Origin of the sequence: Pontimicrobium sp. IMCC45349 (assembly GCF_047219225.1) — a bacterium.
Lineage (GTDB): Bacteria > Bacteroidota > Bacteroidia > Flavobacteriales > Flavobacteriaceae > IMCC45349.
In genome coordinates this window covers 1,467,133-1,483,929 of the sequence record NZ_CP178208.1, presented here as the reverse complement: position 1 = coordinate 1,483,929, position 16,797 = coordinate 1,467,133, and the positions used below count along the sequence as shown (strand labels likewise).

At 31.2% G+C, this 16,797-nt stretch carries 19 protein-coding genes; 6 read left to right on the top strand and 13 right to left on the bottom strand.

The window, feature by feature from the left end; all coding sequences use genetic code 11:
- Window positions 1-18: 18 nt before the first annotated feature.
- Window positions 19-561 (top strand): RNA polymerase sigma factor, encoded by a 543-nt coding sequence (locus tag ACLII3_RS06945; RefSeq protein WP_412987554.1) that lies wholly within the window; start codon window positions 19-21, stop codon window positions 559-561.
- Complete coding sequence (locus ACLII3_RS06940; protein ID WP_412987552.1) at window positions 561-2,009, top strand: hypothetical protein; 1,449 nt, start codon at window positions 561-563, stop codon at window positions 2,007-2,009. The genes ACLII3_RS06945 and ACLII3_RS06940 overlap by 1 nt, the downstream gene beginning before the upstream one ends.
- Before the next feature lie 91 nt (window positions 2,010-2,100).
- On the opposite strand, the gene ACLII3_RS06935 is transcribed toward ACLII3_RS06940, so the two are convergent.
- Window positions 2,101-2,832, bottom strand: coding sequence for a lysophospholipid acyltransferase family protein (locus tag ACLII3_RS06935; RefSeq protein WP_412987550.1), 732 nt, complete (start codon window positions 2,830-2,832; stop codon window positions 2,101-2,103).
- A gap of 105 nt (window positions 2,833-2,937) precedes the next feature.
- On the opposite strand from ACLII3_RS06935, the gene trpS reads away from it, so the two are divergent.
- Entirely contained in the window at window positions 2,938-3,909 is a 972-nt protein-coding gene (trpS, locus tag ACLII3_RS06930) for a tryptophan--tRNA ligase (protein ID WP_412987549.1), read from the top strand.
- Here trpS and dprA read toward each other — a convergent pair.
- Window positions 3,906-5,006, bottom strand: coding sequence for a DNA-processing protein DprA (dprA, locus tag ACLII3_RS06925; RefSeq protein ID WP_412987548.1), 1,101 nt, complete (start codon window positions 5,004-5,006; stop codon window positions 3,906-3,908). The genes trpS and dprA overlap by 4 nt on opposite strands.
- Before the next feature lie 103 nt (window positions 5,007-5,109).
- Between dprA and ACLII3_RS06920 the strand changes: the two genes are divergently transcribed.
- The 3 genes from ACLII3_RS06920 (at window position 5,110) to ACLII3_RS06910 (ending at window position 6,923) form a co-directional block, all read left to right on the top strand.
- Window positions 5,110-6,048 (top strand): SPOR domain-containing protein, encoded by a 939-nt coding sequence (locus ACLII3_RS06920; protein ID WP_412987546.1) that lies wholly within the window; start codon window positions 5,110-5,112, stop codon window positions 6,046-6,048.
- Between the two features lie 93 nt (window positions 6,049-6,141).
- A complete protein-coding gene (locus tag ACLII3_RS06915; protein ID WP_412987544.1) occupies window positions 6,142-6,651 on the top strand; it encodes an acyl-CoA thioesterase in 510 nt (169 codons plus the stop codon).
- A gap of 50 nt (window positions 6,652-6,701) precedes the next feature.
- Complete coding sequence (locus ACLII3_RS06910) at window positions 6,702-6,923, top strand: DUF6515 family protein (protein WP_412987543.1); 222 nt, start codon at window positions 6,702-6,704, stop codon at window positions 6,921-6,923.
- A gap of 2 nt (window positions 6,924-6,925) precedes the next feature.
- On the opposite strand, the gene ACLII3_RS06905 is transcribed toward ACLII3_RS06910, so the two are convergent.
- From ACLII3_RS06905 to atpE, 11 genes are all read right to left on the bottom strand, one after another.
- Entirely contained in the window at window positions 6,926-8,152 is a 1,227-nt protein-coding gene (locus tag ACLII3_RS06905) for a murein hydrolase activator EnvC family protein (protein ID WP_412987541.1), read from the bottom strand.
- Complete coding sequence (locus ACLII3_RS06900; protein ID WP_412987539.1) at window positions 8,152-8,925, bottom strand: DUF4292 domain-containing protein; 774 nt, start codon at window positions 8,923-8,925, stop codon at window positions 8,152-8,154. The genes ACLII3_RS06905 and ACLII3_RS06900 overlap by 1 nt, the downstream gene beginning before the upstream one ends.
- On the bottom strand, window positions 8,922-10,283 hold the full coding sequence (locus tag ACLII3_RS06895) for a tetratricopeptide repeat protein (protein ID WP_412987538.1): 1,362 nt from the start codon (window positions 10,281-10,283) through the stop codon (window positions 8,922-8,924). The genes ACLII3_RS06900 and ACLII3_RS06895 overlap by 4 nt, the downstream gene beginning before the upstream one ends.
- A 63-nt stretch (window positions 10,284-10,346) precedes the next feature.
- Entirely contained in the window at window positions 10,347-10,781 is a 435-nt protein-coding gene (dut, locus tag ACLII3_RS06890) for a dUTP diphosphatase (protein WP_412987536.1), read from the bottom strand.
- A gap of 1 nt (window position 10,782) precedes the next feature.
- Window positions 10,783-12,210, bottom strand: a complete 1,428-nt coding sequence (locus tag ACLII3_RS06885; RefSeq protein ID WP_412987534.1) for an oligosaccharide flippase family protein — start codon at window positions 12,208-12,210, stop codon at window positions 10,783-10,785.
- 56 nt (window positions 12,211-12,266) lie between these two features.
- Window positions 12,267-12,785 (bottom strand): hypothetical protein, encoded by a 519-nt coding sequence (locus tag ACLII3_RS06880; protein ID WP_412987533.1) that lies wholly within the window; start codon window positions 12,783-12,785, stop codon window positions 12,267-12,269.
- A gap of 95 nt (window positions 12,786-12,880) precedes the next feature.
- A complete protein-coding gene (atpG, locus tag ACLII3_RS06875; RefSeq protein WP_412987531.1) occupies window positions 12,881-13,741 on the bottom strand; it encodes an ATP synthase F1 subunit gamma in 861 nt (286 codons plus the stop codon).
- Between the two features lie 87 nt (window positions 13,742-13,828).
- On the bottom strand, window positions 13,829-15,406 hold the full coding sequence (gene atpA / locus ACLII3_RS06870; RefSeq protein WP_412987530.1) for a F0F1 ATP synthase subunit alpha: 1,578 nt from the start codon (window positions 15,404-15,406) through the stop codon (window positions 13,829-13,831).
- 33 nt (window positions 15,407-15,439) lie between these two features.
- Entirely contained in the window at window positions 15,440-15,976 is a 537-nt protein-coding gene (gene atpH, locus ACLII3_RS06865) for an ATP synthase F1 subunit delta (RefSeq protein WP_412987528.1), read from the bottom strand.
- Window positions 15,977-15,983: 7 nt separating this feature from the next.
- Window positions 15,984-16,484: a F0F1 ATP synthase subunit B gene (locus tag ACLII3_RS06860; RefSeq protein WP_412987527.1), complete on the bottom strand. Its 501-nt coding sequence runs from the start codon at window positions 16,482-16,484 to the stop codon at window positions 15,984-15,986.
- Window positions 16,485-16,581: 97 nt separating this feature from the next.
- Window positions 16,582-16,776 (bottom strand): ATP synthase F0 subunit C, encoded by a 195-nt coding sequence (gene atpE / locus ACLII3_RS06855; RefSeq protein ID WP_412987526.1) that lies wholly within the window; start codon window positions 16,774-16,776, stop codon window positions 16,582-16,584.
- Window positions 16,777-16,797 lie beyond the last annotated feature (21 nt).

The window sequence follows — 16,797 nt, the reverse complement described above, 5'->3', positions numbered from 1 at the left end:
AACTAAAACTATAAATAATTGAGTTTAGAGCAACTCATACAAAAATGTAAAAAAAATGATACCAAAGCACAAAGTGAATTATACACGCTTTTTTCTAGAAAGCTATTTGCACTTAGCTTAAAGTATTCAAGAAGTCATGCAGAAGCTCAAGATAATCTGCAAGATGCATTTGTTACTATATTTAAAAAAATAGAGCAATATAAAAATAAAGGTTCTTTTGAAGGTTGGTTAAAACGCATACTCATTAATACATGTTTATATAAATATAGGAGTAAAGGTGTTTTTGATATTATTAGTGAAGACAATATAGAAGATGTTAACGTAGAAATTGATAACGACGACATAAGTCTTGACTTCTTATTATTATGCATTCAGGAATTACCTGATAGATATCGTCTCGTTTTTAATTTATATGCACTTGACGGTTACTCGCACAAGGAAATAAGTGAGATGCTAAATATTTCAACAGGAACTACAAAATCTAACTTGTCTAGAGCAAGATTGATTTTAAAACAAAAAATAGAGAATTATAAAGCGAATTTGAACTCGCAATCATTATAATGGACAATAAAAAACATATAGACAGGCTATTTCAAGAAAAGTTAAAAGACTTTGAAGCTATTCCAGATTCTTCTGTATGGGATAATATTAATAAGGAGCTTCATAAAGAAGATAAAGAACGCAGAGTTATTCCTTTTTGGTGGCGTTTTGGTGGTGTAGCTGCAGGATTAGTTTTATTAATTACTTTAGGTATTGGTTTACAATCTGATAAGGAAACCACAAACAACAACACTAATGATTCAATAGTAAACACCGACGTAAAAGAAATAAAGGAAAACACTTCAGTTAAAGAACATAGTACTGAAATTATCAATTCGTCTATAGAACACGAAAGTGCAATTGTTACTAATAATGAAAATGCTAATACTGTTCTAAAAAACAAAAATTCATCAAAGGCTATAATTTCAGCTAATAATAAAGTAGATGGAAGTAAACTAATTACCCCAAAAAATGCATTAACGCAAAACACTTCTAAAAATAAAAACACATTAGCCAATAACAATATAGAAAACAACAATAACACCTCTCTTAGCAAAGAATCTATTAAAGAAATAATAAACAATTCAACTAAAGCTGTTGGAGCTGTAATTGCAAATAATGAAACTGTTTCTGCAAAAGAGGAATTACTTAAAAATGATAATGAAATAGATGAAGATAAAGAAGATTTATTTGAAGCATTAGAAGATAAAAAAGATGCGCTAACAAAAGAGGAAGAAGATAAGTTTAAGCGTTGGAGTGTCGCCTCTAATATAGCTCCTGTTTATTTCAATACTTTAGGAGAAGGTTCTTCTATACACGAACAGTTCAATAACAATTCTAAAACTGGTGATATAAACATGAGTTACGGAGTATCTGCTAGTTATGCTGTTACCAAAAAATTAAAAGTTAGAACAGGAATAAATAAGGTTAATTTAGGTTATAGTACAAATAATGTCGTAATCTATGAAAACATACAGCCAATATCACTTGATGGTGGTGATGCTACTTTTAGAAACATTAAACTAAACGCTGTTGGTGCCAACCTATCTTTAATAAGCGCTAATACTTTTTCTTTAGCTCTTACACCTGAATCATTATCAAACAACCTAAAAGCATCTTTAGATCAAAAGTTAGGGTTTATTGAAGTGCCCTTAGAATTAGAATACAATATATTAGATAAGAAATTTGGAATTAATGTTATTGGTGGTTTTAGTGCTTTATTTTTAAATGATAATGAAGTATACTCAGTACTTGAAGGAGAAAGTACACTTTTAGGTAAAGCAACAAATATTAACAGTACGAGTTATAGTGCTAATTTAGGATTAGGATTAGACTACAAAATATCGAAGAAACTAGATTTAAACCTTGAGCCTGTGTTTAAATATCAAATAAACACTTTCAATAATACGTCAGGTGATTTTAGGCCTTATTTTATTGGAATTTATTCAGGCTTGAAATTTAAATTTTAGGTTTTTAGTTGGTTAGATTGGTTATTGTAACTCACAAATAGAGTTGCAATGATTGTAAAAAAAGCTGTTCTGTGCCAGGAGCAGCTTTTTTTTAAGCTTTCAACTCTTCTAACAACACATTTCTAGTGTCACTATTTAAAGTTTTTGTACTCTCTGTAGTTAAACCTTCAGTACTAAAAAAACGATGCATTTTCACTCGCATTACTCCAGGACCTCCACTAAAAAATGTGTAAGAAAAACGTTTTTTATTATCGTAAAATGTTAATGGAACAATTGGAATTTGATGATTAATAGCTAATCTAAAAGCACCATCTTTAAACTTGTCAAGTACAACAGATTCTTCAGGAACACCTCCTTCAGGAAAAATACAAATACTCAATCCCGATTGTAATCGTCTTTGCGCTCTTAAAAATACTGCTTGTCTACTTTTAGCACTACTCCTATCAACCAAGATACAAGTACGCTTATAAAAGAATCCAAACAAAGGGATTTTTGCCAACTCCTTTTTACCTACAAATACAAATGGATTATCTTTTACTGCTACTAACATCAACATAATATCTGTCATAGACGTATGGTTAGCTACAAACATATAACTCTTACCTTTTACTGGTTTTTCTTCAAATTTGATTTTCCATCTAAAGCCCATTCCTATTAAAATAATCTTAGACCAAATTCTTGCTAACCTAAAGAAAAAAGGGTACCAGCTCTCTTTTGAGATAGAGATTAATAATATTGGAAACATGATTATTATTGGTAATGCAACCAATATGTAGAACCAAATCCTGTATAAAACCCAAAAAGGATACTTGATAATTTTCATTATCACCAAAACTAATAAAATAATTGAGCTATTCTTACAAAAAAATTACCTTTGCTCTTTAAGTATAACAATAGATATTATTCTCTATATAATAGAGGTTAAATTATGGCAAGAGTATTAACAGGAGTTCAAAGTACAGGTACACCGCATTTAGGAAATTTATTAGGCGCAATTATTCCTGCAATTGAAATGAGTAACGATCCAAAAAATGAGTCGTTTTTATTTATTGCAGACATGCATTCATTAACACAGATTAAAGATGCTGAAACTTTACGCCAAAACACGTATTCTACTGCTGCAACTTGGTTGGCTTTTGGGTTAGATATTAATAAAACTGTTTTTTACAGACAAAGTGATATTCCTCAAGTAACAGAACTGTCTTGGTATTTAAGCTGCTTCTTTCCATACCAACGTTTAACCTTAGCACATAGTTTTAAGGATAAAGCTGACAGATTAGAAGATGTTAATTCTGGTTTATTTACTTATCCTATGTTAATGGCAGCTGATATTTTGTTATATGATGCAGAAATTGTTCCTGTTGGAAAAGACCAATTACAGCACCTTGAAATGACTAGAGATGTTGCATCTCGTTTTCACGCAAAAATGGGAGGTGAAACATTTGTTTTACCTGAAGCTAAAATTCAAGAAAACACCATGTTAATTCCTGGAACAGATGGAAGTAAAATGAGTAAAAGTAAAGACAACATCATTAACATCTTTTTACCAGACAAAAAGCTTCGTAAACAAATCATGAAAATCCAAACCGATAGTACACCATTAGAAGATCCAAAAGATTGGAGTACTTGTAATTGTTTTGCTATTTACCAATTGGTTGCTAACGAAGAACAAGTGGCTGAAATGAAAGCTAACTACGAAAAAGGAGGTTATGGTTATGGACATGCTAAACAAGCTTTATTCGAGCTTATAATTGATAAGTTTGCGACAGAAAGAGCTCGCTATAATCATTATATGGAAAACCTTGACGAAGTTGACAAGGCTTTAGCTGTTGGTGCTGAAAAAGCAACTTTAATTGCCAATGATGTTTTAAAGCGCGTTAGAGCTAAAGTTGGGTATTAAATAATCTCAAATTGTTTTCCTGGAAGTGGTCTAACTACACCTTTTAATTCCATGTTTAATAATAGTGATGCAACTCTATAAGTTGGCATATTACACTTTAATGCAATAATGTCTAAAAGTTCTTTATCGTTATCTTTTAAAAAATTATAAATCACTTTTTCGTCTGTATCAAGCTCAACAAACAATTGCTTTTGCACAGGTTTTGGTTTTGTCTCTAACTGCCAATTTAAAATATAAGGTACATCAGCTGGTTTTGATAGTAAATGTGCGCGTTGCATTTTAATTAAGTTGTTACAACCAACACTCTGGCTATCTGTAATACGTCCAGGAACAGCAAATACTTCTCTATTGTAAGAATTTGCAATATCTGCAGTAACCAAGCTTCCTCCCTTTTCGGCCGACTCAATAACAATTGTGGCTTCACTTAAACCAGCAATAATACGATTTCGCTTTAAAAAGTTATTTCTGTCAAAATCACTTGTACTCCAAAAATCGGTAAAAAACCCTCCGTTGTCCTTAACTTCTGACACGTATTTTTTATGGACCTTAGGATATACTTGATTTAAACCATGCGCTAAACAACCTATTGTTTGCAAGTTATGTTTAATCGCAGCTTTTTGCGCAGTAATATCAGTGCCATAAGCAAAGCCAGAAACTATTATTGGATTGTATGGTTTTAACTGTTCAACAAGAGCTTCACAATTAGCAATACCTTGTGTTGTAATTTTTCTTGTACCTACAATACTAATAATGCGATGTTGATTTAAGTTAATGTTTCCCGATTGAAATAACAGAATAGGACCATCAATACAATGCTTTAATCTTTCTGGATAAGTATCGTCCATGAAGTAATGACATAAAACATTATTCTCTTTAATAAATTTTAATTCTTGCTCTGCTTCTTGTAAATGATGTTTACTGTATAAATCACTTAAAACCGCTGTACCAATACCATCAATCTTTAGTAGGTTTTGCTTCTTTTCGTTTAAAACAGCTTCGGCAGAACCACAATGTTGGATTAATTTCTTAGCAGTAATGTCACCTATTTTGGCAACATTTTGAAGTGCAAGCGTAAAAATCAAATCTCTTTCAGTCATTTACTCTACTGGTTTTCAATACACAAGTAACTAAATTTTGAAGTGTTAATAAATTGTTAGGTCGATTTTTTTTCTGAGAACAAAAATTTATAACTTTGTTTTTATGCAATTAGAAACTTACATCAGCGACTTATTATATAGATACGAATGTGTTATTATACCACAGTTTGGTGCATTTTTAACACAAGCTGTTTCAGCTAAAGTACACGAAAGTACTAATGCATTTTATCCTCCAAAAAAGGTATTATCCTTTAATGAGCAACTAAAGCAAAACGATGGCTTATTAGCCAAATACATTGCTGATGTAGAAAAAATACCTTACGAAACTGCTGTTGTAAAACTTTCTAAAAAAACTAAAGCTTTAAAATCTTATTTAGCTGAAGGTGAAACTTTGACTTTTAAAAACATTGGTGATTTAGTTTTAACTAATGAAGGGAAAATAACTTTTACGCCTTCTTATCATTTAAACTACTTAACTGATGCTTTTGGGTTATCACAATTTGTATCTCCAAGTATTAGTCGTGAAGTTTATAAAGAAGAGGTTGAAGCTATCGAAAAAGTAGTTCCTTTAACTATAACACCAGAAAAGCGCAAGTCTAAGCCTTATTTAAAATATGCTGCTATTGCATTAATTGCACTTACTATTGGAAGTTTTACAGCTTCAAATTACTATGTTAATCAAATAGAACAGCATAATTTATTAGCACAAGAAGAAGCTAATAAAGCTATTGAAAACAAAGTGCAAGAAGCTACTTTTATAATTGATAATCCACTTCCTGCTGTTACTTTAAACGTAACAAAGCAAACAGGTAATTTTCATATTGTAGCTGGTGCTTTTAGATTTGAAGAAAATTGTGATAAAAAACTAAATCAACTAAAAGGTTTAGGTTATAGCGCTAGAAAAATTGGCGAAAACAGGTATGGTTTACACCAAGTAATATACTCTAGTTACGAAACTCGTGCTGAGGCACAAAAAGCGTTATACGACATTAGAACTAATGAAAATAAAGACGCTTGGTTACTTGTTAAAAAACTAGACTAAGTTTTTTAGACTCCCTTTTATTTTAAATTTGAGTTAACTCTCATTGATAAGTACAACTTACCTTTGTACCTTTGCCGCATATTTATAAATGCTATGGAAATTAAACATCCTAAAGATTCTAAAACTACAATGACCGATTTGGTTTTACCTAGTGAAACTAATCCATTAAATAATTTATTTGGTGGCGAATTACTTGCACGTATGGATCGTGCTGCTAGTATTGCTGCTAGACGTCATTCTAGAAGAATTGTAGTAACTGCATCTGTAAACCACGTAGCGTTTAACAGAGCTGTTCCTGTTGGTAGTGTGGTAACTGTTGAAGCAAAAGTATCTCGTGCTTTTAGGTCTTCGATGGAAATTTACTTGGATGTTTGGATTGAAGATAGAGAGTCTGGTGAACGTGCTAAAGCTAATGAAGCTATTTATACGTTTGTTGCTGTAGATGAAACTGGTCGTCCAGTAAAAATCCCAGAAATCACACCAGAAACTAAAGAGGAAAAGATACGATTTGATGGTGCTTTAAGACGTAAGCAGTTAAGTTTAGTCTTAGCTGGTAAAATGAAAGCGCAAGATGCTACCGAATTGAAAGCACTTTTTGAGTAGTTTTTAAACTTTACTTGTTTTTTAAAGTCTTATAGTAAAAACCATAAACTATGAGACACTTTATATTTATTCTAGGTATATTTTTTACATTAAGTCTTAACTCATGTGCTAAACGTGTAGTTGTTAGAACAGCTCCTGCTACTAGCACTACAATTGTTAAAGTTGCTCCTAAAAACCATAAAATAGTTGTAGTTAAAGGCAAACGTTACTACTACTGGAATGGGAGACACTACAAAAAAACAAGAAGAGGTTATGTGGTAGTTAAGATTTAAGATTAGAGCTTATAAATCCAATGTGCTGGGTTTTGTGTTTTACTATCTTTATAAATTACAAAGCTTAGCACTGCTTCTCCTGAAGCTTTATTAGTAATTACTTCTCCTATTTCTTGTTTTGTATTTACCTTATCACCTTTACTAACGTAAATTTTAGATAGGTTTTTATAGATAGTAATATAGTTACCATGCTTAATCATTATGGCTTTATTTCCATTTTTAGGCGTCATAACATTTAATACTTCGCCTTCAAAAACAGCACGAACTGTTTCACCTTTATTGGTTACTATACGAACACCATTACTTTTAATTTTAACCGTTCTGTCAATTGGAGATGGTCTTGTTCCATAACGCACTTTAACAATACCTTCTTTTACTGGCCAAGGTAATTTTCCTTTATTAGCTGTAAAACTAGCTGCCAATTGCTTTTGTTCTGGTGTTAATGCAAATGTTTTTGAGTTACTAGATTTCCCTGCTTTTCTATTTGATTTTGCAATGGCATCTCTAATAATCTTTTCTATTTGCTTATCTATTTTATCTACTTCTTTTTGTTTTGTTCTAATCTGAGAAGTATACTTACTTAAATCTTGTTTTATGCTAGCAACAATTATTTCTTGTTGCTTTAACTCATTTTCAAGCTCTTGTTTTGTCTGTCTATTTTCTTCTATAAGCTTTTGCTTGTCCTTTTTTTGACTTAACAAATCCGTATTTAATGCTTGTAGTTTGGCTGTTTGTAATTTTATTTCCTCTCCTTGCTTTTTTTGATAATCGGCATATTGCTTAATGTACTGTAAACGTTTATAAGCTTGCTGAAAGTTAGCTGATGATAATAAAAACATAACTTTACTCTGCTCAGATTTACTCTTGTATGATTTTACAATCATAGCTGCATACTCTTCTTTTAACAGTTTTAGCTTATCTCTAAGATTTGTTATTTGCTTTTGATTATCATTAATTTCTCTGGTTAACAAATTGGCTTGTTGATTAGTTATGCTTATTAAATTTTTAAGCACTGAGACCTTATAATCTAAGTTTTCGACATTAGTTACAACTGATTTTTGCTCTTCTTTCCCCTTGAACAACAATGTGTTTAATTGCGAAATTTCTTTACGTAATTCTTGTCTTTTAGCTTCAAGCTGTTGTTGCTTCTTACTTTGAGAATTAATTGATACACTACATAAAAATAGTGCAATAAAAAATAAATATCTATACGATTTTAAGGCGTTCATTATTTAACAACAATTTCTTTAAACCCAGAAGGTATTCTAAACGGAAATCTTAAATCATTGTTTAAACTTACCGATTTAAATTCCATTTCAATGGTAGTTTGCTCATCGCTTTCAAGTGCTATAACCTTAATATTTTTAGGCAATATTTGTTTTTCTACCTCTTGATAATCTTTATAATCTATTTGTAATAATCTACTTTCAACAGGTTGTGCTAATTGCTGTGAGTCCATTTTAAAATGAGCAGGGTTTAACAAAAAGAAAATTTCAAAAAGGGTATTTTGATTTTCAGGCGTTAACATATACGACGTTTCATGAGTTCCTGCTTCATAACTGTCGTTTTTTAAGTTAAATAAGGATTCGCCTAACAATAGGTTTTGAACATTATTAAAATTTAACTCTGTCCCTAAAAGATCGCTGATTAAAGAAAAATCACCATCAAAATAGGTATTATCAAGCTTGTTATAAAAGCTCACTTTTTCTGGTGTTATTTTAGCTCTTACTATTCCTAAAGTTGCACTAATCCAAATGGTTTTATCTTTTTCCATTCTTAAATTAATGGAATGTGATTGCGATTGATCGCCTTGTTTATATTCAACCTTAACCCTTGATTGTAGAGTTTTGAACTTAGTGTCTTGTTTTTGGTGTGCTTTAATAATTTGTCTTGATGACAATTTAGTATCTAGTTCACCTTTAGCCATAACGCTTTTATAGGATTTACATCCAAACATTAACATTAAAGTGAGTAATGACGCTATTTTAGCTATTTGTTTCATTCTTTATTTAAAAGCTTTTGCGCTTTATTAGCAAACGCATTAGACTTGGTAATATTATTTGTCATTTTATATGCAATACTTAACTGCTTATAAAAATCGACTTCCATAATTACATTATCTATAACATAGTCCACTCCCATTTCTAAGCTCTCTATTGCATCTTTAGGACGATTCAAATTATTATTTGCTACACCATTAGCTAAATATAGTATTGGTTGGGCTGGATAAGTTTCAAGTGCTTGACTACTTAATTCTGAAGCTTTTTCAAATTGATTTAAATCAATGTATAATAACAAAACACTTTTAATCATTGAAAAGCTATCAGGTTCTTTTTCTAAAGCTATCTTGTAATGAGCTAATGCCTTTTCTTTATTATTTTTTTGTAGATAATATTTAGCTAATTCTACATCAGACTTTCCTGTATTATCATCACTAACCATGGTAGTGACTTCTAACAAATCACCTTCATATTGTGGGTTGTCTTTAACAAAATTCACAAAATCATTCAATACTTTAGCTTTGGCTTCTGGCTTTACAGTTTTACTTTTAACTACAACTTTCATTGATTCAATAGCCTTGGATTCTTCATTGGCATCTAAGTAATACTTGTATAAGGCTAAATGTACCAAATGCGACTCTGGTTTAATTTTTAAAAGTTCTTTAGCAGTTTCAAAAGCTTTCTTTTTGTCTCCTAATTCGCTGTAACGATAAATTAAACTTAAATAATTGTCTTCGTTTTGAGGGTCGTTAGCTATTTTATGCTTAATGTTTTGAATTCTATCTTTATCAGCACCTGTAATATTGTAAATAGTATTACGTAAACGATCTCTAAGCTTTGATTGGCCTTCTTCGGCATCTAACTCATCTAAAACATTTAAAGCCTCCTTATAATTCTTATTTTGATAATAAACGTTTGCTAAATCCTTTTTATAATCTGGATGGTATTTTATTAATGATTTTAGCGTTCTAATTGCTTTATCATACTCTTTAGTATCTAAATAAACTCCATATAACCCATCACGATACCACTCATTTTCCTCATCCAAAGCAATTGCCTTTTTAAATGCGTCTTCGGCTGCACCAAAGTTTTTAAGCATAACGTAGTTTTTTCCTAACTCAAAAAAAACAATTGGATGTGTGCTCTCAAGATTTATACATTGAAGCAATGATGTTACTGCTCTATCGTAGTTTTCTATTCCTTTCTGTTTTAAAGCTTCAAAAAAATGTTCTTGAAACTCATCTTCCATATTACCTAAGTCATCATTAGGCACTTTATTAAAATCAACTTGGGCAAAATGAAGTTGAGGCATACATAATATGCCTACAAACAATAATACTATTTTTATTCTCTTTTTCATTTTAACCTTTAAAATTAAGGCTTTTGTTGATGACAATTACAAATATTAAATCAAATTTAACGGTTATTTTGTTCCAGTGCTTCCAAAACCTCCAGCTCCTCTTTCTGTACTAGATAATTCGTTAACCTCTATCCATTCTGCTCGTTCATGTTTTGCAATCACTAATTGCGCTACACGCTCTCCATTCTCTATAACAAAATCGTCATTAGACAAGTTAACAAGAATTACGCCTATTTCACCTCTATAATCTGCATCAACAGTTCCTGGTGCATTTAGTACCGTAATTCCTTTTTTTGCTGCTAAACCACTTCGGGGTCTAACTTGCGCTTCAAAACCGATTGGTAACTCTATAAATAAGCCTGTTTTAACAATAGTACGCTCTAGAGGTTTTAACGTAATTGGTTCTTCTATATTAGCTCTTAAGTCCATTCCAGCTGAAGCAATTGTTTCATAATGTGGTAACTTATGCGCTGACTTATTTATAATTTTTATATCCATTTTATCTTTTTAAAAGTTGTTTGATTTCGTTTTTTTCCAAAACTAATATAAATGCAAAAAATACAAACAGAATCGCTGTACTTATATAATAATTTGTATTGAAATTATAATACACTAAAAATGACAATCCTGCTCCTACAATTAGATATAATAAAACCCTAAATACATCATAAGGAACTTTGTAATGCTTTTGTCCTAAAACAAAAGAGATTATTACCATACTTAAATATGCTAATAACGTTGCCCAAGCAGCAGCAATAAAACCAAACTTAGGAATTAAAAGCATATTGCATGCTATCGTAATTACAGCTCCAACAATTGAGATATACATTCCATATCGGGTCTTATCTGTAAGTTTGTACCAAATAGCTAGATTAAAATAAATACCTAAACACAAATTAGCTAGCAATACAATTGGTATAATATCTAAAGCAATCCAATACGATTCGTCTCTCACAATTAACTCCTTAAATATATCTAAGTAAGTAACAATAAATAGTAACATTAAACTTCCAAATATTACAAAATACTTCATTATTGTTGCATAAGTCTTCTTAGCATTTTTTTCTTTTGCATGGTTAAAGAAAAAAGGCTCTGCACCTAAACGAAAAGCTTGAATAAAAATAGTCATAAACACTGCTATTTTATAACATCCTGCATACGCACCATTAATATCTTTATCTAATAACTGAGGTAATATCCACTTATCAAAATTTTCGTTTACAACATAAGCTAATCCAGCTACCATAATTGGCCAACTATAACCAAGCATCTGTTTGAAAATACTCTTATCAAAAACCAATTTAGTTTTGAAAAAATAAGGCGATAATAATATTAAAGTAAATGCACTTGCAGCTATATTAGCTATGAAAATATACTTTACCAAATCTGCTTTATCGTAGCCTGAAACTGTAATCCCAAATTTTGGAACTGCCCAAAGAAAAAAGAAGTTTAAAGCAACATATATGGCAATATTACTCAACTTTATAGCAGTAAACTTAATAGGTCTTCCTGTTGCTCTTAAATAAGCAAATGGTGCTACTACAAGAGTATCTAAGGCTATTACTCCTACTAAATAATTAAAATAATCTAATCTTAAACCTAAACTTTGAGCTATTGGCTCATTAAATGCAAAAACAAAGGCGAAAATTAAAACCGTTGAAATCGTAAGACTTATTAATGCTGTTGAAAACACATTTGATTGCTCTTTGGATTTACTGAAAAATCTAAAAAAAGCTGTTTCCATACCATATGTAAGCAATACGTTAAAAAAAGCTGCATAAACATAAAAGTATGTGTTGTCTGAATAACTAACTGTATCAAGTGTATCAGTATGTAAAGGCACCAAAACAAAATTCATGAGTCTAGGCAAAACTGTTGCTAAACCATAAATAATTGTGTCTTTAAAAAAGGATTTGAGTGTACTCAAAAAGTTGTGTTTATAGTGCTAAAAATACGTTTTTACTAAACGTTATGCAACCTAAGTTATTGCTTGTTATTTGGAGCACTAGGATAAAGTAGTGGCTCTTTTTCTATAACTTCACTAAATTTATAATAATGAGTAACAGAATCTTTTATATAGCTAATAATACATTGATTACTCTTTAATTCAAAAGGTTGTTTAGTTAGCTTTAATGGTAATTTGTTACTGTATTCGGCATTAGGTTCGTTACTTAAAACAATTTGATTTTTATTAATCTCTTTAAAATGAGCTATAAATAACTTACTGCTAGCATTTGATTTTTTTAGTTTAGCTACTTTATTCATAAAATAAACAGAGTCTAAATCTATATTTGTAGGTAATTCATGATTGAAATAGATATAAAAGTCAAACCCAGAACCTCCTTCTTTAATTCCAGATGTCCATTTTTGGAAGTAAACCTCACCAAACTCTACAGGAAATTCTTCTTGTAATTGTACTTTTTTTGTGCTTGCACATTGTGAAAAACTAAACATCATTAACAAAAACACTAACACATTAAAACTGTTTTTAATAACTCTCATAACATAAAACTTATATTAAATATACAAACAATAGCTATGCCATAAAAAAAGCCTTACTAGAAAGTAAGGCTTTATATATTATTTAAAACTAACTATTAGTTGTTTAACGCTTCTGCACCACCAACAATTTCTAAAATCTCGTTAGTAATGGCAGCTTGACGTGCTTTATTATAAGTTAATTTTAATTGATCTCTTAATTCTGTAGCATTATCTGTTGCTTTATGCATTGCTGTCATACGTGCACCATGCTCACTAGCAAAACTATCACGAATAGCTTTATACAACTGCGTTTTTAATGACTTAGGAATTAATGTTTCTACGATTTCAACTTTAGATGGCTCAAAGATGTAATCAAGATTAACATTTGCATCACTTTCTACTGGAACAATTGGTAAAAATTGCTCTGTCATTACTATTTGCGTTGCAGCATTTTTAAACTTGTTATAAACTAATTCGATTTTATCGAACTCTCCATCAACAAATTTATCCATTAAAAGTTGAGCTATTTCTGCAACATTATCAAAAGTTAAGTCATCAAAAACTTCACTTTCATTAGCAATTACAGTTCCCATTTTAACGAATGCATCATTTGCTTTTTTACCTATAGCTAAATAAGATACTTCTTGATTAGCATACTTTTCGTTAGCTAATTTAGTAACCTCTTTAACTATGTTTGAATTAAAAGCACCACATAATCCTCTATTTGAAGTAATACCAACTATTAATACTTTATTAACTTGACGTTGGTTTGCATATTTACTTCCAGAATCTGCATCTAAAGTTGCACTTAAACTTTGTAAAAGTTCAGTTAACTTATTAGCATATGGACGCATTGCAGTAATAGCATCTTGAGCCTTTTTTAACTTTGCAGCAGATACCATTTTCATAGCACTTGTAATCTGCATCGTTGAAGACACTGACGATATTCTATTACGTATTTCTTTTAAGTTTGCCATTTGTTTTCTCTGTTATTCTGCAATTAAAGCAGAATTAAATTTAGATTAAACTTAACTAATCAACTCCTTTGTAAAAAGGAATTACAATTAGTTATACTTAGCTGATAATTCTTTACAAACGCTAGTTAATGTGTCTGTAACCTCATCAGTTAATTTACCTGCTTTTAAAGTATCTAAAACATCTCTATGCTTAGCGTTTAAGAATTCGATAAAATCATTTTCAAATTCTTTTACTTTTTCAACAGGAACGTCCTTTAATAAGTTTTTAGATCCAGCATAAATAATTGCAACTTGATCTTCTACTGTAAATGGATCGTTTTGAGCTTGCTTTAAAATTTCAACATTACGCTTACCTTTTTCGATTACGTTTAATGTTGCAGCATCAAGATCAGAACCAAACTTAGCGAATGCTTCTAATTCACGGAACTGTGCTTGATCTAATTTTAAAGTACCTGCTACTTTCTTCATAGATTTAATCTGAGCCGAACCTCCTACACGTGATACAGAAATACCTACGTTAATCGCTGGACGTACACCAGAGTTAAATAAATCTGATTCTAAGAAAATCTGTCCATCAGTAATCGAAATTACGTTTGTTGGAATATATGCAGATACATCACCAGCTTGTGTTTCAATAATTGGTAAAGCTGTTAAAGAACCTCCACCTTTTACGATTGGCTTTAAAGACTCAGGAAGGTCGTTCATGTTCTTAGCAATCTCATCGTCAGCAATAACTTTTGCAGCACGCTCTAATAAACGAGAGTGTAAGTAGAAAACGTCTCCTGGATACGCCTCACGTCCTGGTGGACGACGTAATAATAATGATACCTCACGGTAAGCAACTGCTTGTTTAGATAAATCATCATAAACAATTAAAGCTGGACGACCAGTATCTCTAAAGTACTCACCAATTGCAGCACCTGCGAAAGGAGCATATACTTGCATTGGTGCAGGATCTGATGCGTTTGCAGCTACGATTACTGTATATGCTAAAGCTCCTTTTTCCTCAAGAGTTTTAGCAATGTTAGCTACTGTAGAAGCCTTTTGACCAACTGCTACATATACACAGAATACAGGCTCACCTGCATCGTAAAATTCTTTTTGATTTAAGATTGTATCTATACAAACTGTAGTTTTACCTGTTTGTCTATCTCCAATTACCAACTCACGTTGACCTCTACCAACTGGAATCATCGCGTCAATAGACTTAATTCCTGTTTGCATTGGCTCATCTACTGGTTGACGGAAAATTACTCCAGGTGCTTTACGCTCAAGAGGCATTTCGTATAAATCTCCTCCTATTGGTCCTTTACCATCAATTGGATTACCAAGTGTATCAACAACACGTCCAACCATTTCTTCTCCTACTTTAATAGAAGCGATACGCTCAGTACGTTTTACAGTTGCACCTTCTTTAATTTCTTTTGAAGGCCCTAATAATACAACACCCACATTGTCTTCTTCAAGGTTAAGAACGATTCCTTCTAACCCATTTTCAAATTCAACTAACTCACCATATTGTGCGTTAGATAATCCGTATACACGTGCAATACCATCACCAACAGTTAATACTGTTCCTACTTCATCTAATGAAGCACTAGCTTCAAAACCTGAAAGTTGTTGTTTTAAGATTGCTGATACTTCAGCTGGTTTTACTTCTGCCATCTTTATTTATTTAGATATAGATATATAGATATCTTAATTTAATGTAAATTCTCTTTTTAACTTATTTAATTTATCAGAGATACTTGCGTTATACTGCTTATCTCCTACACGTAGTATAAAGCCACCTATAATGTCTTTATCTACTACATTTTCTAACACAACTGTTTTACTAGTAAGTTCTTTAACTTTAGCTAATACCTTTAACTCTAAATCTGAAGTCATAGGTACTGCAGTAGTTACAGTTGCTGTTTCTTTTCCGTTTAATTCATCAAATAAAACACTGTATTTTGAAGCTATATCTCCAAGAATATCAATTCTTTTGTTTGTTACTAATACATCAAACAAACCAGAACTAATTGTGTTAAGATTAGGGAATAATTTTCCTAAAACTTGTTTTTTATCTTCAGACTTAATAACAGAGCTTTTAAGCATTTGGCTTAATTCTTCACTTTGTTCAACAGTATTAGCAATTAACATCATATCATTATTTACAGCATCTGCTGCTTTTTGATCTGCTGCTAAGCTAAGTACTGCTTTTGCGTAACGTATTGCTGCTCTTGTTCCTGCCATTATAAAATTAGTTTAGTGTTGCTTCACCTAACATAGACTCAACTAATTTAGTTTGCTTCTCTTTGTTAGATAATTCTTCACGTACAACTTTTTCTGCGATATCTATAGATAGTGTTGCTACTTGAGATTTTAACTCAGCTATAGCAGCTTTCTTTTCTGTTTCAATTGATGCTTGTGCAGCAGCTACTAATTTAGAAGCTTCGTTTTTCGCCTCTTCTTTAGCGTCTTCAATCATTTTATTTTTGATATCACGTGCTTCTTTAAGCATTGTTTCTCTTTCTGCTCTTGCTTCTTTTAATAACTTTTCGTTATCAGCTTGCAGGTTAGCCATTTCTTTTTTTGCGTTTTCAGCAGCATCTAAAGCTCCTTGAATACCTTCTTCTCTTTCATTTAAAGAATTAAGGATTGGTTTCCATGCAAACTTCACCATTAAAAAGATAAGTCCTAACAATAATATTGTTTGAACTATGAATAATCCTGGTGAAAAATCGTTTAATAATGTTTCCATTCTATGTAACTAATTAAATTTTCTTGTTATTGTTTAATTTTAAAACATGTCCTGTAACCAACCGTTACAGGAGCATGCTTTTTGTTTTTGATTCAGATTATTTTCCTAAGAATAATGCACCGAATGCTAAACCTTCTAAAAGTGCAGCGATAATAATCATTGCAGTTTGGATCTTGTTAGTTGCTTCTGGTTGACGAGCAATACCTTCCATTGCGCTTCCACCAATTTTACCTAAACCAATACCAGCTCCAATTACGATTAAACCAGCACCTACTAAATTTGGAATTGTCATTACAATTAAATTTAAAAATTA